This is a genomic window from Nocardia sp. PE-7 (assembly GCF_030486425.1).
Classification (GTDB): Bacteria; Actinomycetota; Actinomycetes; order Mycobacteriales; family Mycobacteriaceae; genus Nocardia; species Nocardia salmonicida_A.
Genome location: NZ_CP129614.1, coordinates 4,770,110 through 4,795,462, shown reverse-complemented (window position 1 = coordinate 4,795,462; position 25,353 = coordinate 4,770,110). Strand labels below are relative to the sequence as shown.

At 66.8% G+C, this 25,353-nt stretch carries 29 protein-coding genes; 19 read left to right on the top strand and 10 right to left on the bottom strand.

Translation table 11 applies throughout. The features are described from left to right. Nucleotides 1-35 precede the first annotated feature (35 nt). The 5 genes from QX204_RS22605 to QX204_RS22585 all read left to right on the top strand — a co-directional run bounded on the left by QX204_RS22605 (nt 36) and on the right by QX204_RS22585 (nt 4,878). Nucleotides 36-1,340: a TIGR03118 family protein gene (locus QX204_RS22605; RefSeq protein WP_301908078.1), complete on the top strand. Its 1,305-nt coding sequence runs from the start codon at nt 36-38 to the stop codon at nt 1,338-1,340. 307 nt (nt 1,341-1,647) lie between these two features. Then, nucleotides 1,648-2,067: a hypothetical protein gene (locus tag QX204_RS22600; protein WP_301902103.1), complete on the top strand. Its 420-nt coding sequence runs from the start codon at nt 1,648-1,650 to the stop codon at nt 2,065-2,067. Nucleotides 2,068-2,294: 227 nt separating this feature from the next. Next, a complete protein-coding gene (locus QX204_RS22595) occupies nt 2,295-3,206 on the top strand; it encodes a thioesterase domain-containing protein (RefSeq protein ID WP_301902101.1) in 912 nt (303 codons plus the stop codon). Further along, nucleotides 3,200-4,072 (top strand): ABC transporter permease, encoded by an 873-nt coding sequence (locus QX204_RS22590; RefSeq protein WP_301902100.1) that lies wholly within the window; start codon nt 3,200-3,202, stop codon nt 4,070-4,072. The genes QX204_RS22595 and QX204_RS22590 overlap by 7 nt, the downstream gene beginning before the upstream one ends. Next, a complete protein-coding gene (locus QX204_RS22585; protein ID WP_301902099.1) occupies nt 4,069-4,878 on the top strand; it encodes an ABC transporter permease in 810 nt (269 codons plus the stop codon). The genes QX204_RS22590 and QX204_RS22585 overlap by 4 nt, the downstream gene beginning before the upstream one ends. On the opposite strand, the gene QX204_RS22580 is transcribed toward QX204_RS22585, so the two are convergent. Then, a complete protein-coding gene (locus tag QX204_RS22580; protein WP_301902098.1) occupies nt 4,872-5,750 on the bottom strand; it encodes a helix-turn-helix domain-containing protein in 879 nt (292 codons plus the stop codon). The genes QX204_RS22585 and QX204_RS22580 overlap by 7 nt on opposite strands. Nucleotides 5,751-6,148: 398 nt before the next feature. On the opposite strand from QX204_RS22580, the gene QX204_RS22575 reads away from it, so the two are divergent. Continuing rightward, nucleotides 6,149-6,508 carry a DUF4254 domain-containing protein gene (locus tag QX204_RS22575; RefSeq protein WP_101468584.1) on the top strand — a complete coding sequence of 120 codons (360 nt, stop codon included), beginning with the start codon at nt 6,149-6,151 and terminating at the stop codon, nt 6,506-6,508. Nucleotides 6,509-6,512: 4 nt separating this feature from the next. On the opposite strand, the gene QX204_RS22570 is transcribed toward QX204_RS22575, so the two are convergent. Then, entirely contained in the window at nt 6,513-7,235 is a 723-nt protein-coding gene (locus tag QX204_RS22570; RefSeq protein ID WP_301902097.1) for a GntR family transcriptional regulator, read from the bottom strand. A gap of 97 nt (nt 7,236-7,332) precedes the next feature. Here QX204_RS22570 and QX204_RS22565 point away from each other — a divergent pair, with 97 nt between their 5' ends. The 6 genes from QX204_RS22565 to QX204_RS22540 all read left to right on the top strand — a co-directional run bounded on the left by QX204_RS22565 (nt 7,333) and on the right by QX204_RS22540 (nt 13,271). Continuing rightward, nucleotides 7,333-8,460, top strand: a complete 1,128-nt coding sequence (locus QX204_RS22565) for a TIGR03364 family FAD-dependent oxidoreductase (protein ID WP_301902096.1) — start codon at nt 7,333-7,335, stop codon at nt 8,458-8,460. Nucleotides 8,461-8,469: 9 nt separating this feature from the next. Continuing rightward, nucleotides 8,470-9,156, top strand: coding sequence for a phosphonatase-like hydrolase (locus QX204_RS22560; protein ID WP_301902094.1), 687 nt, complete (start codon nt 8,470-8,472; stop codon nt 9,154-9,156). Nucleotides 9,157-9,274: 118 nt separating this feature from the next. After that, nucleotides 9,275-10,294, top strand: coding sequence for a 2-aminoethylphosphonate ABC transporter substrate-binding protein (locus QX204_RS22555; protein WP_301908077.1), 1,020 nt, complete (start codon nt 9,275-9,277; stop codon nt 10,292-10,294). Nucleotides 10,295-10,322: 28 nt separating this feature from the next. Next, entirely contained in the window at nt 10,323-11,522 is a 1,200-nt protein-coding gene (locus tag QX204_RS22550; RefSeq protein ID WP_301902093.1) for an ABC transporter ATP-binding protein, read from the top strand. A 52-nt stretch (nt 11,523-11,574) separates the two neighbouring features. Continuing rightward, entirely contained in the window at nt 11,575-12,471 is an 897-nt protein-coding gene (locus tag QX204_RS22545) for a 2-aminoethylphosphonate ABC transporter permease subunit (protein ID WP_301902090.1), read from the top strand. 2 nt (nt 12,472-12,473) lie between these two features. Beyond that, the gene (locus tag QX204_RS22540; RefSeq protein ID WP_301902088.1) at nt 12,474-13,271 is read left to right on the top strand and encodes an ABC transporter permease; all 798 of its coding nucleotides are present in this window, start codon (nt 12,474-12,476) and stop codon (nt 13,269-13,271) included. Between the two features lie 45 nt (nt 13,272-13,316). Here the strand turns inward: QX204_RS22540 and QX204_RS22535 are convergent, their stop codons facing one another. Both QX204_RS22535 and QX204_RS22530 read right to left on the bottom strand, forming a co-directional pair. Continuing rightward, on the bottom strand, nt 13,317-14,081 hold the full coding sequence (locus QX204_RS22535) for a glucose 1-dehydrogenase (RefSeq protein ID WP_301902086.1): 765 nt from the start codon (nt 14,079-14,081) through the stop codon (nt 13,317-13,319). A 101-nt stretch (nt 14,082-14,182) separates the two neighbouring features. Further along, nucleotides 14,183-15,043: a helix-turn-helix transcriptional regulator gene (locus QX204_RS22530; RefSeq protein WP_301902083.1), complete on the bottom strand. Its 861-nt coding sequence runs from the start codon at nt 15,041-15,043 to the stop codon at nt 14,183-14,185. Nucleotides 15,044-15,144: 101 nt separating this feature from the next. Between QX204_RS22530 and QX204_RS22525 the strand changes: the two genes are divergently transcribed. Further along, the gene (locus tag QX204_RS22525) at nt 15,145-15,828 is read left to right on the top strand and encodes a TetR/AcrR family transcriptional regulator C-terminal domain-containing protein (RefSeq protein ID WP_301902082.1); all 684 of its coding nucleotides are present in this window, start codon (nt 15,145-15,147) and stop codon (nt 15,826-15,828) included. 39 nt (nt 15,829-15,867) lie between these two features. Here the strand turns inward: QX204_RS22525 and QX204_RS22520 are convergent, their stop codons facing one another. Further along, nucleotides 15,868-16,929 (bottom strand): NAD(P)H-dependent amine dehydrogenase family protein, encoded by a 1,062-nt coding sequence (locus QX204_RS22520; protein ID WP_301902080.1) that lies wholly within the window; start codon nt 16,927-16,929, stop codon nt 15,868-15,870. 461 nt (nt 16,930-17,390) lie between these two features. Between QX204_RS22520 and QX204_RS22515 the strand changes: the two genes are divergently transcribed. From QX204_RS22515 to QX204_RS22505, 3 genes are all read left to right on the top strand, one after another. Next, on the top strand, nt 17,391-17,972 hold the full coding sequence (locus tag QX204_RS22515; protein ID WP_301902079.1) for a pyridoxamine 5'-phosphate oxidase family protein: 582 nt from the start codon (nt 17,391-17,393) through the stop codon (nt 17,970-17,972). A gap of 326 nt (nt 17,973-18,298) precedes the next feature. Next, nucleotides 18,299-18,475, top strand: a complete 177-nt coding sequence (locus tag QX204_RS22510; protein WP_301902077.1) for a hypothetical protein — start codon at nt 18,299-18,301, stop codon at nt 18,473-18,475. 12 nt (nt 18,476-18,487) lie between these two features. Beyond that, entirely contained in the window at nt 18,488-19,351 is an 864-nt protein-coding gene (locus tag QX204_RS22505; RefSeq protein ID WP_301902075.1) for a hypothetical protein, read from the top strand. Nucleotides 19,352-19,434: 83 nt separating this feature from the next. On the opposite strand, the gene QX204_RS22500 is transcribed toward QX204_RS22505, so the two are convergent. After that, on the bottom strand, nt 19,435-19,785 hold the full coding sequence (locus tag QX204_RS22500; protein ID WP_301902073.1) for an HNH endonuclease: 351 nt from the start codon (nt 19,783-19,785) through the stop codon (nt 19,435-19,437). Nucleotides 19,786-19,902: 117 nt separating this feature from the next. Here QX204_RS22500 and QX204_RS22495 point away from each other — a divergent pair, with 117 nt between their 5' ends. After that, nucleotides 19,903-20,262 carry a VOC family protein gene (locus QX204_RS22495; RefSeq protein ID WP_301902072.1) on the top strand — a complete coding sequence of 120 codons (360 nt, stop codon included), beginning with the start codon at nt 19,903-19,905 and terminating at the stop codon, nt 20,260-20,262. 239 nt (nt 20,263-20,501) lie between these two features. Beyond that, nucleotides 20,502-21,182 (top strand): AIM24 family protein, encoded by a 681-nt coding sequence (locus QX204_RS22490; RefSeq protein ID WP_301902071.1) that lies wholly within the window; start codon nt 20,502-20,504, stop codon nt 21,180-21,182. A gap of 33 nt (nt 21,183-21,215) precedes the next feature. Here the strand turns inward: QX204_RS22490 and QX204_RS22485 are convergent, their stop codons facing one another. Beyond that, entirely contained in the window at nt 21,216-21,851 is a 636-nt protein-coding gene (locus tag QX204_RS22485; protein WP_301902070.1) for a TetR/AcrR family transcriptional regulator, read from the bottom strand. An 86-nt stretch (nt 21,852-21,937) separates the two neighbouring features. Between QX204_RS22485 and QX204_RS22480 the strand changes: the two genes are divergently transcribed. Next, the gene (locus QX204_RS22480; RefSeq protein WP_301902068.1) at nt 21,938-22,114 is read left to right on the top strand and encodes a hypothetical protein; all 177 of its coding nucleotides are present in this window, start codon (nt 21,938-21,940) and stop codon (nt 22,112-22,114) included. Nucleotides 22,115-22,357: 243 nt separating this feature from the next. Here the strand turns inward: QX204_RS22480 and QX204_RS22475 are convergent, their stop codons facing one another. From QX204_RS22475 to QX204_RS22465, 3 genes are all read right to left on the bottom strand, one after another. Further along, nucleotides 22,358-23,236: an esterase/lipase family protein gene (locus QX204_RS22475; protein WP_301902066.1), complete on the bottom strand. Its 879-nt coding sequence runs from the start codon at nt 23,234-23,236 to the stop codon at nt 22,358-22,360. A gap of 175 nt (nt 23,237-23,411) precedes the next feature. Continuing rightward, nucleotides 23,412-24,005: a QsdR family transcriptional regulator gene (locus QX204_RS22470; RefSeq protein WP_301902064.1), complete on the bottom strand. Its 594-nt coding sequence runs from the start codon at nt 24,003-24,005 to the stop codon at nt 23,412-23,414. 118 nt (nt 24,006-24,123) lie between these two features. Next, entirely contained in the window at nt 24,124-25,251 is a 1,128-nt protein-coding gene (locus tag QX204_RS22465; protein WP_301902062.1) for a protein kinase family protein, read from the bottom strand. Nucleotides 25,252-25,353 lie beyond the last annotated feature (102 nt).

Sequence of the window (25,353 nt, the reverse complement as noted above, 5' to 3'; positions counted from 1 at the left end):
GACATGTGAGGGGCGCCCGCGGGGTGCGGTCCGGGCTGGTGCGCGGCGCGGTACTCGGTGCGGCAGTGTTGCTCGCCGCGGCGTGCTCGAACGCCGAGCCCTCGACCGACGACGTGGCCGCATTGGACGGCAACCGCTACAGCCAGACCAACCTGGCCGCCGACAAGGACTCCTATCACGCCCAGTTCACGCTGCCCGGCATGGTCAATGCCTGGGGCCTGGCCGATCGGCCCAAGGGCGCGGGCGGGCATTTCTGGGTCGGCGCGGGCGGCAAGTCGTTCCAGTTCCTCGGCGACGTGCAGTCCTCTTCGGATCCCAAGTTGCAGAAGCTGTCCCAGGACCAACTCAAGCTCGTCGGCATCCCCGGCGCCGACGCCGACACCTCCGACAAGAGCATCGGCAAGGCCACCGGCGTCGTGTTCAATCCGGCGCCGATCACCTCGGATCTGTTCGTGGTGCGCGACCAGTGGGTCGATGTGGACGGTATGCCGATCCCGCTCGGCGGTTCCGCGCGCTTCATCTTCGCCACCGACTCGGGCAAGATCTCGGCGTGGACCGAGCAGGCCCCCGACGGCGCGATCGTGCGGCGTGACGGCGGCGCGAACCAGGTGTTCGACGGTTCCGCGCAGGGCATGGCCTTCTTCGGTATCGCGCTGGCGCCCTCGGGTGACAAGCTGCTGACCGCCGATTTCGGCGCCGACCCGCAGGTCCGCACCTTCGACAAGAACTGGCAGCCGGTCGCGACCACCGGATTCGCCAACCCGTTCGCCACCGGCGAGGTGATCGACGCCTCCTCGCCCGAGAAGGGCAAGAAGGCCGTACCCGGCGACCCGGCGCCGTTCAACATCACCACCCTCGGTAGCCGAGTGTTCGTCTCCTACGCCATGACTCAGCCCGACGGAGACGATCCGAAGCTCTTCGACAAGGCCGAGGAAGCCTCGCTCGACGCCGACAAGGACAAGGACTCCCACGGCAAGCCCGACAAGGGCAAGCTCGCCGAGTTCGACAGCGCGGGCAAGCTGGTGCGCATCATCGACGACGGTGGCAGGCTCAACGCGCCCTGGGGTGTGGCGATCGCGCCGTCGAATTTCGGGGCGCTCTCGGGCAAGCTGCTGATCGGCAACTTCGGCGGCCTCGGCCGCGTACTCGCCTACGACGACACCACCGGCACCTTCGTCGACTACCTGCGCGACGGTGAGGCGGAGCCGGTGGAGATCGCGGGCCTGTGGGCGCTGAAGTTCGGCAACGGTGAAAGCCTGGGCGACGCGAATGCCCTCTACTTCACCGCGGGCCCCGAAGACGAGAAGGACGGCCTCTTCGGCAGCCTCCGCGTGCAGTAGTGGGATACCCGGCGAGTCTTCCCCTGTGCCTGCGAGATCAGGGCGGACGGACAAGGGAGGCGTACCGGACAATGTGAGTGTCCGGAGGAAAACGTCTCGCGCCGACGGCGATGTCAGGGACAGTTGTGGCGGAATAGTTGCCGGGTGTGCGCGATTCGCGCGGGCTCGCCGTGTTCCACCCGCACGCTATGGCATCCTCGCCGGGGTGTCGTACCCGAGTCGGAGGTGTGCCAGATGAATGTTTCGCGCGTTGACGTCGTCGGCTCGGCGGGGGAGCGGTGAAATGCGCCATTCGGGACGAGGGGCGATGCTGCCGAGCCGGGACGTCCTGCTGGCGGCCTTCCGTGGTTTGCCACATGATGACCACCCCATCCTCGACGCCGCGGGCGAGCTCGCGCTGCTGCACCAGTTGCGCGAGCGAACTCCGCTGAGCGAGTCCGAGCGCATCGACCGCCGCCGCGCCCAGTTGATGCGAGCGATCGACCGCTGGGTCATCTTGGCCGCTCCCGTGCCGCCCGCCGCGGCCGACGAGCATTGCGAAACCCTCGGCTATCTGGTCGACCGCCTCGCCAAACACTGCTTCCTGACTTTCGTCGCTTTGGCAGGTGCCCCCGAATCGGTCTTCTACGACGAGTGGGTCCGTCTCGACGACCTAGCCGACAGCTACGAACGTCTGATCGAGGATCTGTGGTCCGGTGTCCGCAGCCTGCCGGTGAATACCTACTGATCCCGACGGCTTCCGCAGCTCGACACCCTTGGGTGGTTTCACCGCCACCTGGGTGAGCGTGACCGGGCCCCTGGGTTGGTTGGGGTCGGGGCCTTCCTGCGCGACAGTGGAACTCACACCGCTCTGTCGTCGGGTCGGTGAAGGAGGTTCGGATGCGCGTTCGGTCGGGTATGGATGCCCCTGAAAGTGTTGGGCGGCTGGGATTTTCGCACGACATATCCTGTGTTGTGAGCACTCGCGATGATCCGGCTGCTACGCCCTGCCGGTGGACGGCCGACCGGCCCGATCCGTGTTCGGCCGAACCCGCCGTCGACGGGCGCGCCGAATCGGCGGCGACGGCCCTCGTGCTGCCGATCCGCCCGCGCACCGCCTCCGTCGACGGCGCACCACTGTTCTGCCTGGCCGGTGAAGCGGTCCTGGCCTGGAACTATGTGGACCTCGTCGCCCACCTCGACGCCCGCGTCCCGATCTACGGTCTGCAGGCGAGCACCGAACCGCGCACGATCCGCGAATACGCCACCCGCTACCTCGCCGAGATCCGCCGCATCGCCCCGCACGGCCCGTACCAGCTTCTCGGTTGGTCCGCGGGCGGTTTCGTCGCCCACGAAGTCGCCGTCCGACTCCGCGCGGCGGGCGAACACGTCCGCGTCGTCCTGCTGGCCACCGACCCCGCCGCCCCGGCTCCCGCGCCGCTGTCCGCCGATCGATTCGCTGCGCAGTTCGGTGTCGACATCCCAGCCTTCGACCCACCCGCCGGCTCGGGCGCGAGAACCTCCACCTCGACCCCTGGCGCAGCCGCCGCGGCGATCGATGCCGCCCTGGCGGGAACGCTCGACCTCACCGGCGGCGACCTCGACCGCATCGCCGACGTGAGCCTCGCGGCCGCGGGCATGGTGACCGGCCATCGACCCTCGTGGCTGCCCGGTGACCTCACCGTGTGTGTCGCGGGCCGCGAGCCCGACGGCACCGATCGCCTCGATCCCGGTGCCACGGTTCGTGATTGGCGCCCCTACGTGGAGGGCGCGATCACCGGCTACGTCCTCGACGCGACCCCTGACGAACTCACCGCACCCGACCTTCTTCCCGAGATCGCCCGGATTCTGGCCGCTACCCCCATCTCGGCGCGCACGACATGCTGACCGAGTTCCCCGGCACCACAGGACAGATCGACCACGATGGGGACGTGCGGACCACCGACGAGCCTGTTGCCGACCGATCGCCGTCGGCGGCGCTCACCCAGTGGTGGGTGCTCGCGCGACGCTTGATCCGCCCGGCCTGGCGCACCGGTGAGATCTTCACCGCCCTGCTCGCACCTGCGGTGTTCACCATCGGCTTCTACGTCCCGCTCAACCTCGTGATGACCGTCTACGGGCACGGCCTGAGCAGCTACGCCCAGTTCCTGATGCCGATGATCATCATGCAGGCGGTCGCGTTCTGCGCCATTACGGCCGCGTTCCGGTCCGCCACCGATGCCCGCGATGGCCTCGACATCCGTTTCGCCACCCTGCCGATGCCGCGCTGGGTCCCCTTCGCCGCCCGGATCACCGCGGCCGCCCATCGTGCGGTGATCGCGGTCGGCGCCGCACTCGTCTGCGGCGCTGTCATAGGTTTCCGCTTCTACGGAAGCTGGTGGCACACAGCGGGTTTCCTTGCGTTTTCCCTGCTGATCGCGGTGGCCCTGTGCTGCGGCGCCGACCTGCTCGGCAGCATGTCCGCCAGCCCGGAGGCCACCACCCAGATCCTGGTGCTGCCCCAGTTGATCTTCGGCATGGTGTCCACCGGATTCGCGCCTGCCAGTCAGTTCCCCAGCTGGCTCCAGGGTTTCGCTCGCAACCAGCCCGTCTCCCAGTTCGTCGACGGCCTGCGGGCGCTGGCGGGTGATTCGACCGGCGACGCGGGCACGGTCGACATCGCGACGCTCGGCCCCGGCCTGGCCTGGGCGATCGGCATCCTGGTGGTCTGCGGCGGCCTGGCCTGGCGACACGCCGCGCGGCGGGTGGCATGACGACCCTCGCGCTGCCCACAGTCACCCGTCGTACCGAGTCCCTGCGAATGCTGCTGCCACAGAGCATGATCCAGACCAAGCGGCTGCTGACGCGCTGGGCAAGGGACCCGTTGACCGTGATGCAGGCCCTGTTGTTCCCCGCGCTGCTGCTGGTGATGCTCAATGCCGTGCTGGGCAAACAGGTCTCGTCCTTCGCCGGTGCCGACGCACTCTACGGCTCGGTGCCGATGGTCTCGTTGGTCGGCGTGATGTCGGGCTCCCTCGCCGGAGCCGTCACCCTCGGCCGTGAGCGCGATGTCGGACTGCTGTCGCGATTCTGGGTCCTGCCGGTCCACCGCGCCTCGGGCCTGGTGTCTCGAATCGTCGCCGAGGGCGTGCGAATCCTGCTGTGCACCCTGGTGATCTTCGCCGTCGGCGTCGCACTCGGATTCCGCTTCACCCAGGGTCCGCTCGCGGCGATCGCGCTGTTCACCATTCCGGTGCTGTACGGCCTCGGTTTCGCGACCATGGTCACCGCTCTCGCCGTGTACACCGCGAAAGCCGCGCTGGTGGAGGTCGTCTCGCTGGGTTCGTCGATGCTGATGTTCTTCAGCACCGGGTTCGTTCCGCTCGCCGCCTACCCTGGCTGGGCGCGCCCGATCGTGGAGAACAACCCACTCACCCATGCCATCGACACCATGCGTGGACTCTCGCTCGGCGGTCCGGTACGCGGCCCACTGCTGGCCACCCTGGCCTGGTCGCTCGGTGCCATCGTGGTTTTCGCCCTACCGGCCGCGATCGGGTTCCGTCGCGCCAGTCGTCACTGAGCGGTCGGGGACTGGGTGATCGCGTCTCGTGCTTCGGTGATCAGCTTCGCGGAGTCGCGAGGGCTCAACGCCATCGCCCGCAGCTGATCGAAGATCACGCCGAACCGGCGGATCTCGGAGTGTCCCTCGACCAGGTCGTGCACCGACATACTTTCCACGTACACCAGTTCGGGATCGACCGGATTGCGGAAGTCGAGCAGGGTGAACGAGCCTGCCATACCGGGATGCGCGCCCGCGTCGAACGGAAGTACCTGCAGGATCACGTTCTTGCGCTTGGTCTCGTCGAGTAGTCGGTCGAGCTGGCCTGCCATGGTCGCGGGTCCGCCGACCACCCTGCGGATCGCCGCCTCGTCCATCACGACCCACAATTCCAGCGGGTCCTCCTTGGTCAGGTTGGTGGCGCGATCCATGCGCGCCTGCGCCCTGCTCTCCATCACCGCGGCGTCGAGGCGAGGCATGGAGGTGTCGATGACGGCGGCGGCGTACTCGAAGGTCTGCAGCAGGCCGGGCACCGTCGAAGTCTGGTACTGCCTGGCAGACAATGCTTCCGCCTCGAAGTTGATGTAATTCGCATACACCTCCGACACCGCGCCTTCGTAAGGTCGCGACATGCCGGGTTTCAACGCGTCGGTCAGCAAGCTGAGTGCTTCCTCGCGCATTTTGTCGTCGACCTGATACAGGTCGAGCATGGCGCCGAGAGTGCGGCGTTGCGGGCGCGCCTGAGCCATTTCGATCCGGTACAGAGTGGTGACGTTGATACCGGTCCGCGCGCTGACGTCTTCCTTGCTCAGCTGAGCGCTTTCCCTTAACTCGCGCAACATGGCCGCGAGTCGGCGAAGCCGGACGGTGAGTGTCGTTCGCTTGCCTGCCATGAATCGCATTATTGCGCTGTGCGGTCGCGATGTCACGCGTTCGGCGAAGACAGCGACATAGGTACTGTCATGGTGTTCGGCGAGTCCGCGAGGCACGCCGGAAGCCTGTGCCGCCCTGCCGATGTGACCCTCGGTTCTGTCAGGGTGGCTTTACTGCAGGAGTGATAACGCAATCTTGCGTTTCGTCTTCTGAACGAGCATGATCCAGTTAGCCTGGTTGCGAACAATCCGAACAGATGACCGGGACAACCGAATCGAGAGCCAATCATGTTGGTAGACAAATCTTGGGTGTCGGGTGAATTCGGGGCCTTGCGATGAGCGCGCCGGTGATGGGGATACTTCCGACCGCTCCGCAATTGTTGTGTGCATTTCAGGGGCGGCGATTTCAAGATCGCGAATTGTTGAGATCGGCGCACGCGCTCGCCGAACTGCACGAACGGCGCGGGCAGGTGCGTGACACGGCATTGATCGCCGAGATCGATTGCCGTCGAAGTGAACTCGTCGACGACATCAATGACTGGTGTGTTCAGGAGATTCCGCTGCATCGCAACGGCGCCTCGCTGCACACCGAAAGTCTCGGTGCGGTCGTCGACCGGATGGCGCGTAGCTGGGTGGATGCCAACCAGGCCATCGACATCGATGGCGCGCGCAGCGACAACACCCACAAGCACTGGTACCACCTGGCCGAGCTTGTGGACGGCTACACGGATCTGGTCACCGATGTGGCAGGCGGACGGCGACGGCTGCCCGAGCAGTGAGGGGCTACGCCGGCTCCGGTGACAGCCTCGCCTCGAAGGCGACGCGGTCACCACGGTAGAGCGAGCGCACCCGTTCGATGGGTGCGCCGTCGGCGTCGACACTGCGCCGGTGCAGCAGCAACATAGGTAGTGCGGTGGTGCATTCGAGCAGACCCGCCTCACGCGGGGCGGCGAGCACGGTTTCGATGCGTTCGCGCGCACCGGCGAGTTCGACGCCGGTGGCGCGAATCGCGGCGTACAGCGAAGTGGTGGGGTCATAGGTGCCGCGCAGGGCGGCGAAGCGGTGCAGCGGTAGGTAGGTGCTCTCCAGTCCGACGCGTTCACCGTCGGCGAGCAGTACCCGCTCCAGGTGCATCACTTCGGTGCCCAACTCCACCTCGAGATCGGTGGCCGTCGCCGCGTCGGCGGCGACGTCTTCCCACGCGACCAGGATGCGGCCAGGGGTGCGGCCGAGGCTGATCGCGCCCTCGGTATAGGAGCGCAGCGACAGCGGCTGCGTGAGCTTGGGCCGGGAGATCACCGTGCCACGGCCCTGGCGCCGAATCCTGCCCTCCACCAACAGCTCTCGCAGGGCCTGTCGCACGGTCTCGCGGGCGACGCCGAAGCGGGTGGCGAGGTCGCGTTCGGAGGGCACCGGGTCGCCTTCGGTGAGATCGGCCAGGAGCAGATCGATTTCGGTGCGAACCAGGAACACCTTCGGAACGCGGGTCGGCTGCGGCGAATCCATGCCGCCAAGCCTACCCGGATTGGTCTATACCAAAAATTAACTTGCCGTTCTCGCGGCCCACACCTATCGGTCTAGACCATTTGCCACTATCGGTGCCATGCGATTGGTCATCATCGGTGGAGGGATCCTCGGCACCGCACACGCCTGGGCGGCGACTGCCCGCGGACACGAGGTCGTGCACCTCGAACGCGAACGCGAAGCCCGTGGCGCGACGGTCCGCAACTTCGGCCTGGTCTGGGTATCGGGCCGGTCGGCGAACGAGCTCGAGCTGACGTTGCGTTCGCGCGAGCTGTGGGAGGAAATCGGCGGCCGGGTCGCCGGCGTCGGCTTCCGGCCCGCGGGCTCGATCACGCTCGTGCGCACCCCCGCCGAACTCGCCGTCGCCGAGGCCGCGGCCGCCGGCGACACCGCCGAGGCTCGCGGGTTCGCCCTGCTCGACCCCGACCAGGTGCGCGCGATCAACCCCGCCGTGCGCGGCAAATACCTCGCGGGCCTGCACTGCTCGACCGATGCCGCGGTGGAGTCGCGCCAAGCGCTGCCCGCGCTGCGTGCCCACATGGCCGCGACCGGCCGCTACACCTTCCACGAGGGCACCGAGGCCCGCTCGGTGCTCGACACCGGTTCCGGCGCGGTGGTGGTCGACGACCACGGCCGCCGCCACGAGGCCGACCTCGTCGTCCACTGCCCCGGCGCCGCCCACTCGGGGCTCACCCGCGAGTTGGCGGGCGAACTGCCGGTCCGCCGCGTGCGGCTGCAGATGATGCAGACCGCCCCGCTGGGCGAAACCCTCACCACCGCGATCGCCGACGGTGACAGCTTCCGCTACTACCCGGGTTTCGCGGGCCCCCAAGTGGATTCGCTGGCCGCCGAGCAGTCCCAGACCGCCACCGCCGCCGAGCACAAGATGCAGCTGCTGTGTGTGCAGCGCCTGCACGGCGGCCTGACCATCGGCGACACCCACGAGTACGCCGAACCGTTCGCCTTCGACGTCGACGAAGCGCCCTACGACCACCTCACCGAGGTGACCGAGGAATTGCTCGGCCGGACGCTGCCGCCGATCGTGCGGCGCTGGGCGGGCGTCTACAGCCAGAGCGTCGACCCCGGCGCCGTCGTCACCCGGGTGCGGGCCGATACCAACGTCTGGGTCGTCACCGGCCCCGGTGGTCGCGGTATGACGCTCGGCCCCGCCATCGGCGAGCAAACCGCCGACCAGATCGGACTGTGAGGAAAACCTATGTCGAACAACAAGATTCAGCTCGCCGCTCTCGACATGGCAGGCACCACCGTCGCCGACGGCGGACTGGTGCTGCGCGCCTTCGAGAGCGCCGCCGCCACCGCCGGGATCGAGACCGAGGGCCCGCGTCGGGAACAGGCTCGCCGCTATGTGCTCGACACCATGGGCCAGTCCAAGATCGAGGTGTTCCGCGCGCTGCTCGACGGCGACGAGGCCGCCGCCCACCATGCCAACCGAGCCTTCGAGGCCGCCTACGACGCCCTCGTCGACGAGGGCGATATCGCGCCGATTCCCGGTGCGGTGGAGGCGATCACCGCTCTGCGTGACGCCGGTGTCCGGGTCGCGTTGACCACCGGATTCAGCCGAGGCACCCAGGACAAGCTCCTCGCCGCGCTGGGCTGGGCCGACCTGGTCGACCTCACTCTCGCGCCGTCCGATGCCGGACGTGGGCGCCCGTACCCCGACATGGTGCTGACCGCCGCGCTGCGCCTCGGTGTCGACGCCGTCGACCGGATCGCCGTTCTCGGCGACACCACCAGCGATATCGCCACCGGTCTCGCCGCAGGCGCGGGCATCGTCGCGGGCACCTTGACCGGCGCGCACACCGCCGATCAATTGCGCTCCGCGGGCGCTACCCACGTAGTGGCCTCGGTCGCCGAGTTCCCGGCGCTGGTGCTCGCCCACTGAAACTTGCCGTCGCGGTAATCGCCGCGGCGTCGCCCTCCGATCCACCCGTCCCTGCGATTCCCCCGACATCTGAACGAAAGTTGCTGTAATCGTGCGTACTCCACTCACCGCGCGCCGCCTGTCCAAGGCCGCGCTGCTGCTGGTCGGCGTCACCGCCGTCGCGTTCACCGGCGCCTGCGGTGGCACCGGTACCGAATCCGCCGACGGCAAGACCGTCACCGTGTACTCCGCCGACGGTGTCGGTGGCTGGTACAAATCCCAGTTCGACGCGTTCACCGAGGAGACCGGCATCGCGGTCAACCTGGTGGAGGCGGGCTCCGGCGAGGTGGTGAACCGGGTCGACAAGGAGCAGTCCAACCCGCAGGCCGACGTCGTCGTCACCCTGCCGCCGTTCATCCAGAAGGCGAAGCAGTCGGGTCTGTTGCAGCCCAGCGGCATCGACACCGCCGCTGTCCCAGCCGCGGCCAAGGATGCCGAGGGCAGCTACGTGACGCTGGCGAACAACTTTCTGTGCTTCATCGCCAACCCCTCGGTCGACGCTTCGGCACTGACCTGGGAAGACCTGCTGAAGCCGGAGTTCAAGGGCAAGCTGCAGTACTCCACACCAGGCCAGGCCGGTGACGGCACCGCAGTGCTGGTGCTGTTGCAGCAGCTGCGCGGCAAGCAGGGCGCCCTCGACTATCTGGCCGCGCTGCAGGCCAACAATGTCGGCCCGTCGTCCTCGACCGGCAAGCTGCAGGCCAAGGTCGACAAGGGCGAGCTGCTCATCGCCAACGGTGACGTGCAGATGAACCTGACCACCGTGAAGGAGAAGGGCTCCGAGTTCAACGTCTTCTTTCCGGCCGCCAACGGTAAGCGGTCGACCGTGGCCGTCCCGTACATGATGGGTCTGGCCAAGGGCGCGCCGCACAAGGACGACGCCACCAAGCTGATGAGCTTCCTGATGGCCCCGGCCGCGCAGGCGAAGCTCGGCCCCGAGGCTTTCGCGGTGTCGCCCCGCACCGATGTGCCCGCCCCGGCCGATGGTGGTCCGGCCGCCGCGCTGACGGGCGTCGAGGTGGTTCCGGTCGACTGGAACAAGGTGCTCACCGAGCTGGACGCCGATGTCGCGGCGTACCAGAAGGCAACCGGCAGCTGAATGCGGCTGTGATCCAAGGGAGTTGACGATGTCCGACGGTGACCTCCAGATGAGATCCGCCACCTCGGTGGCGGCCACCGACGAACCCGCGATCGTGTTCGACCGGGTCGGGGTCAGCTACGGCAGGGGCCGCAAGGCCGCCGTCGCGCTGGCCGATTTCACCCTGCGCGTCGCCGTCGGCGAGACCGTCGCGCTCCTGGGCCCGAGCGGGTCGGGCAAGTCGACCGCGCTCAAGGCGCTGGCCGGTTTCGTCCGGCCCACCTCGGGCGCGGTCCGCCTGGCGGGCCGCGACGTCACCGATCTCTCGCCCGCCAAGCGTGGGATCGGTGTCGTCGTGCAGTCTTACGCGCTGTTCCCGCACATGAACGTGCACAGCAACGTCGCGTTCGGCTTGACATCGCATCGGGTGCCGCGCGCGGATATCGCCACACGCGTCGCCGAGGCGCTCGACATGGTCGGCATGGCCGGTTACGCGCGGCGACTCCCGCGCGAGCTGTCCGGCGGTCAGCAGCAGCGGGTGGCGATCGCCCGCGCGCTGGCCATCAAGCCCCGCGTGCTGCTGCTCGACGAGCCACTCGCCGCACTCGACGCCCAACTGCGCCATTCGATGCTCGGTGAGTTGCAGGCCCTGCGCAAAGCATTGCCCGACACCGCGATGCTCTATGTGACCCACGATCAAGCCGAGGCGCTGGCGCTGGCGGACCGGATCGCGGTGATGCGCGATTCCCGGCTCGTCGATATCGACACCGCCGAAAACCTGTGGCAGCGCCCACCCACCGATTTCACCGCCGCTTTCCTCGGCGGCGCGAACCTGGTGCCCTGCACCGTCGACCACGTCAGTGGCACCGCCGCCCTGGTCACCGCGGGCACCAGGACGCTGCGGGCGCAGGCACCGCAACCTGCTGTGGGACTGACGGATTGGGCCCCTGGCGACGACGCCCTGCTCTGTGTCCGCCCGCACACGATCAGCCTCGGCAAGCCCGGCGAGCGGGACGCCCTGCGCGCCACCGTGCTCACCGCGGTCTGGCGTGGTGCGTCGACCCGGGTGGAACTGGCCGTCGACGGACTGCCCGGCGACCTCGCCGCCGACGTGTCGGGCCACTTCACCACCGAAGTCGGATCCGTTGTCGGCGTGCGGTTGCCGGACCCGGCGGGCGTGCTGATTCCGCGCGCGATCGGTGAGAGTTCCACTGAGGTAAGTGGTCCCGGCAAGGAGAGCGCGCTGTGAACGCGTGGGATCGTGTCTTCGGGGGCCTTCTCGACACCAGGGGAGTGCTGCGGTGAGCGCCGTCCTGCTCGACCGTCCGGAGGCGTCTCCGCCGGTGAAGGAGTCCGCGCCGCGCAGGTCGTGGTTGCCGATTCTGTGGACGCTGCCGCCCGTGCTGGTCGTGCTCGTAATCGCGGGATATCCGATTCTGCGGGTGCTCACCGAATCGACGCAGACCCCGACCGGGCGTGGCACCGAAGTGTGGACCTCGGTGCTCGGATCGGAGGCGTTCCGGGAAGCGTTGTGGCGCACCGTCTCCATCGCGGTCTGTGCCACCGCGGGCTGCTTGGTGTTGGGTACGTTCCTGGCGGTGGTGCTCGCCTTCGTGCCGTTTCCCGGCTCCGGGCTGGTCGGCCGACTGATCGACACGATCCTGACACTGCCGTCGTTCCTGATCACCCTCGCCTTCACGTTCCTCTACGGAACAGCGGGCGCGGTGAATGCCCTGATCGCCGAATTGACCGGCGCCACCACACCGGTCATCGACTTTCTCACCACCCCGCTCGGCGTGATCCTGGCCGAGATCACCTACTTCACCCCCTTCGTGGTGCGTCCCGTCCTGGCCGCGTTCGCGCAGTTGCCACGCGAACAACTCGATGTGGCAGCGAGTCTCGGTGCTTCACCATGGCGGGTACTGCGTCAGGTGGTGTTGCCCGAAGCGTGGCCCGCGCTCGCGGCGGGCGGCAGCCTGGTGCTGCTGCTCACGCTCAACGAGTTCGGCATCGTGTTGTTCACCGGCGCGAAGGGCGTCATCACCCTGCCCGCGCTGATCTACACCCGCGGCATCGTCACCTTCGACCTGCCCGGTGCGGCGGTACTGGCCTCGGTGCAGGTGTTGCTCTCGCTGAGCCTCTACCTCGTGTACCGGTTCGTGTTCGCCCGTTTCATCGCCCGCCCGAAGGGGGACTGATCGTGCTCGTCTGGACTTCGCGCGGAAAAGCACTGATACTCGGTGTTTTCGGGCTGGTCGTGGCAGTGGTGTTCGTCGCCCCGATCGCCACGGTGATCGCCGCGGCGTCGGCGGGCAGCTGGACCGGCCCGCTGCCCTCCGACCTCGGCTTCGCCAATATCGGCGACGCGCTCAGCGGCGAGCAGGCGGCCAGCCTCTCGGTGAGCCTGCAAACCGCCCTGCTCGCCGGCGCGATCTCCCTCGTCCTCGGCACCTGGGCGGCGCTCGCTTCGCGCGAAGCGCCCTCCTGGTTGCGCCGCCTGACCGACGCTGTCTTCCACCTCCCCGTCGCCGTCCCCTCGGTAGCGGTCGGTCTCGGCGTCCTCATCGCCTTCAACGAACGCCCGTTATTGCTCGGGGGCACCAAGTGGATCGTCATCGTCGCCCACACGGTGCTGGTCCTGGCCTATGCCTTCAGTGCGGTCTCCGCCGCCCTCGACCGCCTCGATCCGGCTTACCGTCAGGCCGCCGAATCTCTGGGCGCAGGCCCGATCCGAGTCCTGTGCCAGATCACCCTGCCCCTGCTGTTGCCCGCTCTCGGTGCCGCCGCGGGCTTGGCCGTGGCTCTGTCGATGGGCGAACTCGGCGCGACGATCATGGTCTACCCCGCCACCTGGAAGACGTTGCCGGTCAGCATCTTCGCCCAAACCGACCGAGGTGAAGTGTTCGACGCCGCGGCAGGCACCACCGTCCTCGTGGTGGTCACCTTGGTAGTGCTGGTCGTCCTCGGTCGAGTACGCGGTCGCGCGGCCCTGCGCTGATCGATCCGGGCGGGCCGCTGCGATCCGGACCAGCCTCGGATTCGTTCACAGCAGTGCCGCGGCATCGACCGCGGTGAGTCCGCCGTCGACTCGGAGGTCGTGCCCGTTGACGAATGCGGCGTCGGGTGAGGCCAGGAAGGCGACGGCGGCCGCCACATCCTCGGAGGTGCCCACTCGGCCCGCAGGGGACAGCGCGGCCACCCCGGCCTTGGCGGCGTCGGAGAGTTCGGCACGGAATGCCGGGGTGTCGATGTAGCCGGGGCTGACCGAGTTCACCCGGATCCGGCGGGGTGCCAATTCGGCTGCGAGAGTGCGGGTCAGGTTGTGGACGGCGGCCTTGCTCGCGGAGTAGAGAGCAGCCCCGGGGACGCCACGATGGAGCCCGAAGGACGCGTTGATGACGATCGCGGCATGGTCGGGAAGCAGCGGCAAAATCTTCTGGATGGTGAAGAAGGCGCCCTTGAGGTTGCTGCCGATCACCTGATCGAAGAGCGCGCCGGTGACCTGGTCGATCGGCTGGAACGAGCCGATGCCCGCGTTGGCGAACAGCAGATCCACGTGTCCGAAACGGTCGGACACCGCCGCCGCGAGAGTGTCGAGATCGCCGAGATCGGTCGCGTCACCCGCGATTCCGTGCGCCTGGCCACCGAGCTCGGCGACGGCCGCATCCAGGCGTTTCTTGTCCCGCCCGGCAACCACGACGCGGGCCCCCTCCGCGATCAACCGATGCGCGGTGGCCAACCCCATCCCACTACTTCCGCCGGTGATCAGTGCGGTCTTGCCATCGAATCGAGAACCGTTGTACGTCATGGATTCAGCGTGGCGGGTGGTCGAACGGATAGACAGTGCGCAGTTATCAGGGGTGTGTCACCACCAGGATCTGCCCCGACAACGAAACCGTCGGCTGACGGTCAGGCAGATTCGGAGAGACGCAGTCGGGGGAGTCCGGCCAAACGGTCTGCCGTATCAGTATTCGGTTTCGGGTTGTAGAGCACCAGTGACCAGTTCGGGTGGTCGGCGACGGTGAGCGTGGTGGCATCGAAGTAGAGATCGCCGACTTCGGGGTGACGCAGCGCGTTCACCGCTTGGAGCGGTGCACCGACCTCGTGTCGTTCCCAGAGCTCGGCGAACTCGGGCTCGGCGGCAGCGAGTTCGTTCGCCACACGCTGGAATTCGCTGTCGTGCGGAACCAGCGCCGCATCCGCGCGATAGGCGGCGACTACGCCGGGGGCGGCTTCGGCCCACAGTTCGGGCAGTCCTCGGTACCGGGGACTGGTGAAGAACGTGACCAGGCAGTTGTGCGGCTCGCCGTCCGCACAGCCGAGCACGCGCCCCGCGAGCACGTTGAACGCCAAGATGTTCCAGTACCGATCCCGCACGATGGCAGGCCCCCGATCCCACCCGTCGATCACCGCCCGCACTTCCACACTCACCTCGGTCGCCGACCCTCCCGCGGGCGGGGGATTGAGTCCGGCGAGCAGATACAGATGCCGCCGCTCCGGCTCACTCAACCGCAACACCCCGGCCACCGCGTCGAGCACCGCACCCGACACAGTGATCTCCCGCCCCTGCTCGAGCCACGTGTACCAAGAAACCCCGACCCCCGCCAGCTGCGCCACTTCTTCGCGGCGCAGACCGGGCGTGCGCCGACGTGAGCCCGGCAGTAGGCCCACATCACCCGGGGTGATCTCGGCGCGACGCGATTTCAGGAACGCACTGAGTTGGGCTCGGCGCTCGCTACGCACCGAACGCGTGTCGACCACTTCGCTCATCCCCCCATCGTCGCCGATAGTGATCCCGGTATCCAGGTACTGATCGCTCGCGGCACGATCCCGGCAGCCGCCGAGCATCTGCCGGGCAATAGGCTGGCATGGTGAGTGGGGAAACGTCCGGGCCGCCCGAGGCGGTCGACGGTGCAGGCAAACGGCGGCGCGGCCGTCCGGCCCGGATCAGCCGGGAACTGATCGCTTGTGCCGCACGGGAACTCGCCCCGGAAGCGTTGACGATGCACGCCGTCGCGGATGTGCTCGGCGTCGATCCCAAAGCCCTGAACTATCACGTGGGAGATCGAGAGGGTTTGCGCGAGCTGGTGGCGTTGGACGTTTTCGAGACCGAACTGGCCCGGGTCACGCTGCCGGTCGGCCGCGACTGGCAAGCGGTGGTCCGCTCCTATGCGATGGCGCTGCGTGACGCGGTCGTCCGGCTCGGCCCCCTGGCAGCCTCCATCCGGCTGCCGGGCGCCAACGGAGTCGGCACGCTGCGGCCCGTGGAGTGTGTGCTCCGTGCGCTCGTCGGTGCGGGCTTCTCGACCGACGACGCGGGTCGCGGACTCACCCTGATCACCGAGACGGCCTTCTCCGCGGGTCTGAGCGCCGTGTGGTCGGCGAAGGACCCGGTGCATCCCGACGTGCCCGGGGTGATCAGTGTCCTGCAGGCCGCGGGCGAGGAGGAATTCCCTCTGCTGCGCGAAGTGGTCGCAGGCGGACCGGCCGGTGATCAGCTCGAGTTCTCCTTGACCGTGCTCCTGGTCGGCCTGGAACAGCTGCGAAGTCGGTGAGTCCCCGGCCTCCTGGTGGGTGCGTCATGATCGAGGGCTTCAGACCGGCCGGGTGACGCCGCGCGGCAGGATCAGCGGCAGATCGGTGTAGGTGAGAATTCCCGGTGCGGCGGCAACCACCGCCGGTATCGCGTGCACGGAGGGCATGGCGGTCATGATGTGTCCGAGCACCATGAAGTCCGCGATGGTTTCGGCCTGGAAGTCCGGCGGCGGGAGGAAGCCGACGGTCATGTTCACCGTGGGTCGTCCGTCGATCGTGATCTTCCAGCCGTCCCCGTCCAGCTGCCAGTCCGGGTCCAGGGTCTGCCCCTTACGCCAGCGGACATTGATGTCGATGACCGTCCGGTCCCCGATCCGGCCCTGCCAGCTCACGTGCACACCGGCGACGCAGCCCTTCCGGATCGTCCAGGACCCGAGATCCAGATCCGCTGTGGTCTGGGCGTATTCGGCCACGCACCGGACGTCGTCGAGTTCGATCCCGAGGGCATCGGCGACCAGACGGACGGCCTCGGCGAAGATGGCCGTGCCCTGCGCGGCCATACCCGCCAGCTTCGGGTCATCGATCGGCGTGCCGAAGCCCACCGGTCGCTCGGTGGCGGGGGAGTCATAGAAGGTGGTGTCGGCGGACTCGGCGATGGTGACCTTGTCGACGCGGTCGCAGGCATTGCCCGCCACGATCGCGAGCAGCTGGGAGAAGCCCGGGCTCACCCCGGAACCGAAGATGCTCGATCCGCCCCGGCGGCAAGCCTGTTCGATCTCCGCGCGATCGACACCGAGATTGTGGCCGGTGATGAACGATGCCGTGGTCACGATGTTCACGCCCGCGGACAGGATGCGGACCACCTCGTCGACGTCGAACCACATCGGGGTGTAGACCACACAATCAGGTTTCAGCGCCAGTAGCGCGTCGGCGTCGTCGGTGGCCAGGATGCCGATCGGGTCACCGCCGAGCAACTCGCCGACATCGCTGCCGATCTTGCTTCCCGCCCAGGCGAAACAGCCCACCAGTTCGAAGTCGGGATGCGCGGCAAGCGCCCGAGCGGAACTCTTCCCGACATTGCCGGTCGTCCACTGGACAACCCGATACTTGGTCGCTGACATCGAAACCTCACTCAGTGTTCAGCGCGCATGCTGTCCGGGCCCGGCCGATTACCGCGCACCGGACCGTGAGGTAGCACGAATGTCGTTCTACCCCTTGATGTGTCGCTGCTTGTAGGGCCCATATTCGCACTCCGCGCACCCGTCACGCACGCTTTCGACAAACTTTTTTCCTGATCGGAGAATAATGCGGGTGGGTCGCCACACCTGGCACCACTGCACGGCCGGTCGTGTTAGCGCGCCATAAAGCTGTCGAGCTGACGTGCGCGCCATGCATCCCGCCCGTTCCGCGGTCGGCCGGAGCAGCCCAAGGCATTTACTGCCTGCCGATCTCAGCGCACCGGGCGCTGACATCCGGTGATTCTGCACCGGCAGCAGGGCGGCTGTTAGCCTCAGATCATGACGGGGTGGAGTTTCGATCTATGCGGCGCCAACCTAGTTTTCAGCAGTTCAGGGCATGTGCGATGAATAGCAACGATGCGCGCTGGCGTGACGTTCGCGAGATCTTGGACCGCGGGCGCAAATCAACCGGGCACTTCGGGATCGCCTCAGTGGACAGCGCTGGCATTCCGAATATCACGCCGGTGGGTACGGTCTTCTTCCGCAATGATTGCACCGGTTTCTACTTCGACCAGTACACATCGGCTCTGGCCCGAAATCTCGATACCAACCCGCACCTGTGTCTGATGTCAGTCGATCGCGGATCGTTGTTCTGGTTTCGTTCGCTACTACGCGGCCGCTTCGTCGCCGCGCCTGGGGTTCGGCTGTACGGAACAGCAGGGGCTCGCCGTCTCGCGTCCGAGGCAGAGCTGGAACAAGTCCAACGCCGGGTTCGGCCGATGCGGTTACTCAAGGGGGGCAGGCTGCTGTGGTCGGACTTCACCCACGTCCGTGACATCGATTTCAGCAGCGCGCGCCTCGTGCGCTACCCGGTGATGATGTCGCACCTGTGCCAGGAGGAGTCGGTGTCATTCATTGATCGCGACGCACCAGGGTCTGCGACACAACCACCTCCGACAGGCAACAAACGAATCGCAACGCCGTGAGACGCCGTCTCAGGACCTGGCTCGCGCCACAACTTCCAGCCCGTTGACGAACGTGTCGAAATCGGGCCGGTACGTGTCCCGATCGGCGGCCGGGGCTCGGGCGGACATCATGATCCGTAGACCCCAATCTCGTTGGCACCCTTGTCGGTGTCGCCGTGAACGTCCGCATCTGTGCGACTACCGTGCTTCGCCCGGATTCGGGTCGGCCGGGAAGTGCCTGAGGATCACCACCGCCCGCGCGCCCGGAGTGGCGGCGTGCGATCAGCAAGTCCGCAGGGCAGACTTGCGCGGTCCCGAGCTTCATCGCCCCCGACGCCGAGGCAACGATGACACCGATTCCGGCTGGTATCTCGCTCGACGCGCTGTCTGAACTCCCGCAGTACCCCGCCGGGACGTCATTCGGTCCCGACATCGACGCCGCCCATGAGGTTCTGCTGTCCGATGCCGGTGTGGACACGAAACGCGAGGCGTTCCTGGCTTGGGTCGCACGACACCAGCCGTGAATTTTCGGCCGGATGGCTACGAAGTCCGGCACACCCGCTCATGGGTTGGCGATGACTCTGTGCTGGATCGATGAGGAAGTGCTCGTGGCCGGACCACACGCGGTCGCCGCCGCGATCGCCGTGGACCGGCGGAACTGGAAGGAGCGCGCCGCGCGCGGGGAAAGTAGTGCTTTCCTCGTCATTTTCAACAGCCGTCGCCTCGCCCATGCCCGACCCGGCCCCGAATTCGCCCGGCTGTGTACCGATCTGGCCTCCCTGTATCTCACCGAACTGGCGCCCATCCGCCCGGATGTGATCTACACCGAGGCTCTCCCGCTGCGCGGGCGTGACGGTGTCCTGCGGCTGTTCAAAGGCAGTGTGCAGTTATTCCATACCGGTGCTCATCTGCGCCGACATCACGACCGCCGAATACCGGGCGGGGTGGTGATCTCGGTGAACGGACCCGGGCACTACGCCAATTCGCTTGTCACTCAGCGTTTGTGCGCGGACTTGGCCGAATCCGCTCCGGTGGTCCGGCGCCTGGCCGCTCGCTCGATCGGCGCCGGCGGACTAGGCGACGACCGTGCACTGAGTACCACCTGGCATCGCGACTCCCGACCCGCCGAGCGTGACAGCGCACGATGGTTCTCCGCGGCCGGCCACCTCGACGTCCTCGTCGAATCCGACGTAGTAACCGACCCCCGCGTGCGCACCGGCCCCTGCCCAGCCCACCAGCAATGGTCCTGGCTACATCTGGACTACATCGACGACCACGAGACCACTCCCGCCGACCGCACCCACGGATGGTTCCATGGGACTCCCATTCACGAACGCGACCTACACCACAACCCTTGGCCCCCGGTCGTTCCCATCGATGCGCCGGACTTCAACTACTGACTTCGCTATTGCCGCAAACCCGATGTCAGCCTGAAATCAAGGGCCGACTCGGACTCGGGCCGTTGGTGCCGCGTCGCGCGCGACTAGGCGAACCGGGTAGTGAGTTCGGTCGCGATCTCGTAGTGGCGCACGAGGAACGAGCGTTCGTCGAGCCTCTTACGCCGCAGCCAGCTCGTCACCTCGGCGTTGCACTTGCTGGCGTTGCACGACCCACACGCGGGCACGACGTTGCCGAGTGTGTAGCGACCGCCACGCGAGATGGCCTGCACGCAGTCCTTCTGCAGCGAGGTGGCGGGGGAGCGGCAGTACGCACACCCGCCCCAGGACGCCTTGAGTGCGTCCCACTGCGCATCGGTGAGGTCGTGGATGACCTGCGCCATCCGCTTCTTGCGCTTGCGCGCGGCGCGAACCTGTTTGCTACCGCCAGTCGGCACGAAAGGTGACAATACGCGTCGGGATGGTCGAAGTGATCACCCTGGGCAAACGAAACGTCTGGATTCTCGAGCCGAGGTCAGCGATGAATTCGCCGATATCAGGTAGTCCATTGAGGTATGGATATCAACTCCTTGTTCTTCGGCCTGGCCGTCACGGATTTCGCGGCGGCGGACAGCTGGTACACCCGCTTATTCGGGCGTGCGGCCGACTTCGTGGTGGTGCCGGGAGTCGAGGCGATGTGGCAGCTGAACGACACCGCCTTCGTCTACATCGTGGTCGATCCCGAGCACGCGGGTCAGGCTCTGGTGAACATCGCCGTGTCCGACCTGAACGACACCATTGCCGAAATCGGTTCCCGAGATCTCGATCCCGGACCGTTCATCCTCGTCGGGCCCGGCGGCGCGGCGGGCAGAAAAGCACCGTTCACCGATCCGGACGGCAACTCGATCTTCATCATCGAAATTGCCGCCCCCTGAGTCGAGCTGGGTCGCAGAAGACAAATCCGAAACGGCTTCGGTGGCCTCGATCCAGAAGATGCTTGACGTCCGGCTCGATCGTTAGTTGGGTAGGTCGATTGTCCACTTGTGGTCACCGATCCGGAGGGTCGGTATCGTGGGTTGGCGCTCGGCAGTAGGGGGATCGGATCCCGACGACCGAGCACAAGTCCGGGGTCCGAACAGGCTTCGCCCGCAATCTTTCAGGAGCACCGACCCGCATGCGTAGCGATATCTTCCACGCGAACAATATGGCCCAGCAGGCCACTCAGCTCGGCCTCACGCTGCAGCACTCGAAGTGTGTGAAGGCGTGTGTCAACGGCGAGGTGTACGCCCGCCAAGGCGCCATGATCGGCTATCGCGGGCAGTTCGCGTTCGAGGTCAAGAGCCAGGGTCTGGGCAATCTGGTCAAGCGGTTCGCAACGGGTGAGGGGGTGCCGTTGATGAGCTGCCGCGGGCAAGGTGAGGTCTGGTTCGCCCACCATGCCTCGGATTGCTTCCTGATCGACCTCGATCCCGGGGACTCCCTCTCGATCAACGGCAAACACATCCTCGTCTACGAGCCCACCCTCGGCTACGACATCCAGATGGTTTCCGGCGCCGGTGCTTTCGTCGGCGGCGGCTTGTTCAACTGTGTGTTCCAGGGGCAGGGTCGGCTGGCGATCACGAGCCACGGTCAGCCGATCGTCGTGCCCGTCAGCCACCAGCAACCGGTGTTCGCCGATTCCGATGCCCTGATCGGCTGGTCCTCGGGCTTGCAGACCTCCATCGTGCGCACCCAGAGTTTCGGATCGATGCTGCGCGGCGGGTCGGGCGAGGTAGCGCAGGTGCGATTCCTCGGCGAGGGGTTCGTCATTCTCCAACCCTCGGAATTCGACTTCGGGTCGACAAGTTCGAAGTAGCCACCGCGCTGCCTCGTCGCTGAGCCGAAGGCGTTACCAGGTGAGATCGCGGTCGGGGATCTGGTGCTCCCCGAACCAGGTCGCGACCATCTCAGCGGTGGCCGCGATGAGTTCACGGCGCTCGCGGCCGTCGACATCGAGAGCCGAGGCGCGCAGCACCGCGGCGAATCCGGTATTGACCACCACCGAGGCCATCACGTCGTATTTGTGGTCGTCGCCGGCACCGAGGATCTGGATGACCAGCATCTTGATCATCAGCCGCAACCGCGGCTCGAACTCGGGCAGGCCGCTGCTGTAGAACTGCACGCCCGCGATCAGCGCCCGCAGCAGCCCGGCGTTGGCGACCAGCACGTCGGTGATGACACCGAAGATCGCGGTGAACATCTCCTGGACCGACATGTCCATGAGGCTGAACATCGAGGCGGTGAAAGCGGTTTCGATGTCGGTGAGGAGCCGGTCCAACAGTTCGTCGACCATCCGCGAGCGGTCGCTGAAGTAGCGGTACACCGTGCCGATACTGACGCCGGCCGCCGCCGCGATCCGATTGGTCGAGGTCTCGGTGATCCCACGCTCTCCGAACAGCTCCGCCGCGGCGTCGAGGATCTGGTTCCGCGTCGCCTTGGCTCGATCCTGCGTGGGCAGACGGCGACTACGAGGGGGCGGAGGCACGCTCTTGATCCTTACGTTCACAACACTGAGCCGCAGCACAGCGTAGGCGTAATCCCGCCCGACTACTGCGCGGACCATATCCGACTATGGAGAACAGCCTGGAGACTGCTTCACATCTGATCGACGTCGAGGCGATGGAAGTATCCGGTGTCTATAAGGGACCGTGGGATCGCGACTACCTTCTCGATCGGCTGGACCGGTATGCCGAGTTGTATCGACTCGTCGCCGAGCTGGACGAATGCGTACTGGTGACATTCGACTGAACCAGCGGTCCGGTCAAGCGATTGGTGTGCCGTGAACGACCGGATGCCTTCTGGTGCCTCGACTCGCGCGGAGCGAGGTTGTGACGAAAAAGCAACGGCGCAAAATGATCTCGAAAGCCTGCATCGGTGGAACAGTCCGCAATTGCCGGTGACAGGGTGATCCGCACCGGCTTGCTCATCTCGGTTCAGGAGCGCGGGTATCGAACTGGCCCACCCGGTGCGAGCGGGCCAGTCGATGGCAGATCAGTAAGCCGGGCCGTACCCGGTGCAGTCCGCCCGGAACCCGGGGGTGTTGGGGCCCAATAGGTTCAGGATGTTCTGCATGGTCGGGCTGTCGAGGTACATGCCGACGTGGCCGACCGGGTCGGCGGGGCACTGGTCCTGCAGCAGGATGTTGGTGACGTTGTCGCCGGTTAGGAATCCGTTGGTATAGGGAGTGATAACCGTGTCGTTCTTGGTTCCGATGACCACGTATCGCACTCCTGGTGCGGTGTCGCCGTCGGCGTACAACGCGGTGGCGACCGGCGATCCGGCGGCCTGCTGCGCGAAGGCGGGGATCTGCAAGAACTCGAAGACGCTGCCGAGCGGCCCGACGAGTCCCAGTGCGCTGATGAGATTCACCAATCCGGAGGTGGTGGTGCCGTGGTTGCTGGGAGCCATCGCGACCAGTGTGTGGACCTTGGCCGCGCCGCCGAGGCGTTTGAGGTAGTACTGCGACAGCATCCCCCCGCCTTGGGAATGTCCGACCACGTCGACCTTTTCCGCTCCCGTACTGGCGAGCACGCGGTCCACGAACGCGGCCATCGTGTGGGCTGAGGTGGGAATATCGCCGAGCCCTTTGAAGGTGCCCAGAGACATGACGGTCTCGCCGTAATCGAAAGCGAACACGCAGTAGCCGGCCTCGGCCAGCAGGGGCGAGAGCGTGACCCAGTTGCCGGCGGCGGTGCTGCCGGTCCCATGGGCCAGGACAACCGGACGGGGGTGTTCGTCGGAGGGCTTGCAGGACCAGTCGTTGGCGGACGGGGGCGCGATCTCCGCGTGCGCGGGGACGGTTGCGAGGCCGGTAAAGAAGGTGGCGAGGACAGCTGCGGTAAGCCAGCCGGGAACTCTCAAGCGATTCATGTCTTCTCACGAGGATGTAATGGGTCGCCCCCCGAACAAGCTGGGGGACTGGCCGATTGACGACCGCGCCGCGGGCCCTACGGTATGGTCGGGGTCACATCAATGAAACACATAGTTGATGTGTTTCACAAGAGGAATGGGGCAAATCCGATCACGCCGGTCCGGCTTCTCGCAACTAGCGAGGGGTCTGCACGACCCCCTCGACGAGCTGCTGCAGCAGCAGCGTCATCTTCGGGAATTGCTCGGTGTGACCGGCCATGATGTCGGAGTAGAAGATCGCATCCGCCAAACGCACCACCGCGAAGGCCAGGGTTTCCAGATCGACCAGCGGCGTGAGCCCGGCCTCGGAGACATCTCGGGAGAGCAGAGCGAGATGCGCGGCGATCAGACGTGGTCGTACGGACCCTTTCGGATCGGTCAGCACGCGCATGGCGGTGAGGTGATCATTCTCCAGTAGCCACGCGAATCCCGGATCCCGCATGATCGCGATGCCGTAGCGCTCCAGGATCCAGAGGTACCGCAACCGGCCTTCCTCATTGCGAGCGATGGTGCCGTAGTGCTGGTCCCATCGGGTCTGCGCGTGGGCCAGCGCGCCTTGCGCCAGCCACCACAGGGCCTCACCCATCAGCTTCTCTCGATTGCCGACCCGCCGAAACAGGGTGGTACGAGAGATTCCGAACGAGGCCGCGATTTCGCTGGTGTCGAGTCGCACGCGCGCCTGAATCAGGCCGGCGGCATACTGAACGATCTCGTCGGCGGAGGCATGCACAACCCGCACCCTACGACGTGCACACTGCGCCGCCGCAGCCGCAACTCCGAATGCTGGACCCGCACGACGAGCTACGGCTGTCCGGCACCGAGCCCACTCCCTTTCCGGTCCATCACGCCTACTGGACGAACGCGGAAGTCTGGCCGTCCAGCAGGCGGCGGACCTCCTCGTCCGGATATGGAGTGCTCCGGCTCGTCTCCTGGAACACACGCGTGAACGCGGACATCGCCGCGGCGACCGGCGCCTGCCTGACGAGGACCGCGGCGGCTCCCTCGGGGATGTCATGGGGAGGCTCGCCCTCGGCGATGGCGCGCACCATCGCGGCGCGTGTCTCCCGGTCTTCGCGTCGGAGCCCGTACAGGGCGGTGAGCAGCCAGTTCGTCAGGTAGGTGGCAGTGAAACCGCGGTCATAGCTCTGGTTCTGGTCGAAGAACGCGGCTTCCTGCGGGGAGAGGTCGAACCCGGAGGAGAGCGCGAGGCCGTAGTCGGCGAAGTAGAGACGTCGACCGTCGGTCAGGATGTTCTGGAAGTGCGCGTCCAGATGCAGGAGCCCACGGCTGTTCATGAACGCGGCGCCCGCGGCCAGTTCCCGCTCCACCATGGCGCAGGCCTGGTCGGTGGCCTCCTTGCCCTCCTCGATCTGGGTGTTCAGCCAGTCGTGCAGGGTATTCGGGATGTACTCCAGGAACAGCGCGATGCTCGCCGACGAGTCACGCAGGGCCTCGATCCGGTGGCGTACCTCGGGTCGGCCGTCCCAGTAGGCGACGGCGCGATCGATGTCGGCGAGTTCGGCAGGCAGCGGTGTCGTGTCCGGGAGCACCCGCCAGTGGTACATCAGCGGGAAGCCCTCGCCTTCGGCGGCCAGCACCCAATTCGTTGTCATGGTGTGCACGGCGAGCTCGCGCCAGGCCCCGAAGCCCGCGCCGCCGATGAGGCCGACGCCGTAGTGGTAGAACAGCGGCACATCGAACAGGTTCGCTGTGGACCGGACGTGTTCCGGCTGGCGTTCCAGGTCGGAGAGGGGCACTCGCTTCAGGAAAACCGGAGTCCCGGCGATCTCCAGCAGCGCTGATTTTCCGCCGATATCGGAACCGATCGGCTCGGCCGCATCCACGAGCTCGCGCAACGCATGATCGCTGAGCAGTGCCAGGGCCGTGGAGACGGCGCTGTGGACGCGCAGGCGCTTCGGGAGCGACATGTCACGGGTCGCCGCCGGGTCGCGCGACATCGCCTCTCTGGCGCGCATTACCACGATCAACCCTCCCCGTCGCACCCGCGATCAACAATCAGCCTATCGCGATCATCGACCTGTCGAACGCCCGAAAAGCCGCTGGTCGGGCGGTTCATA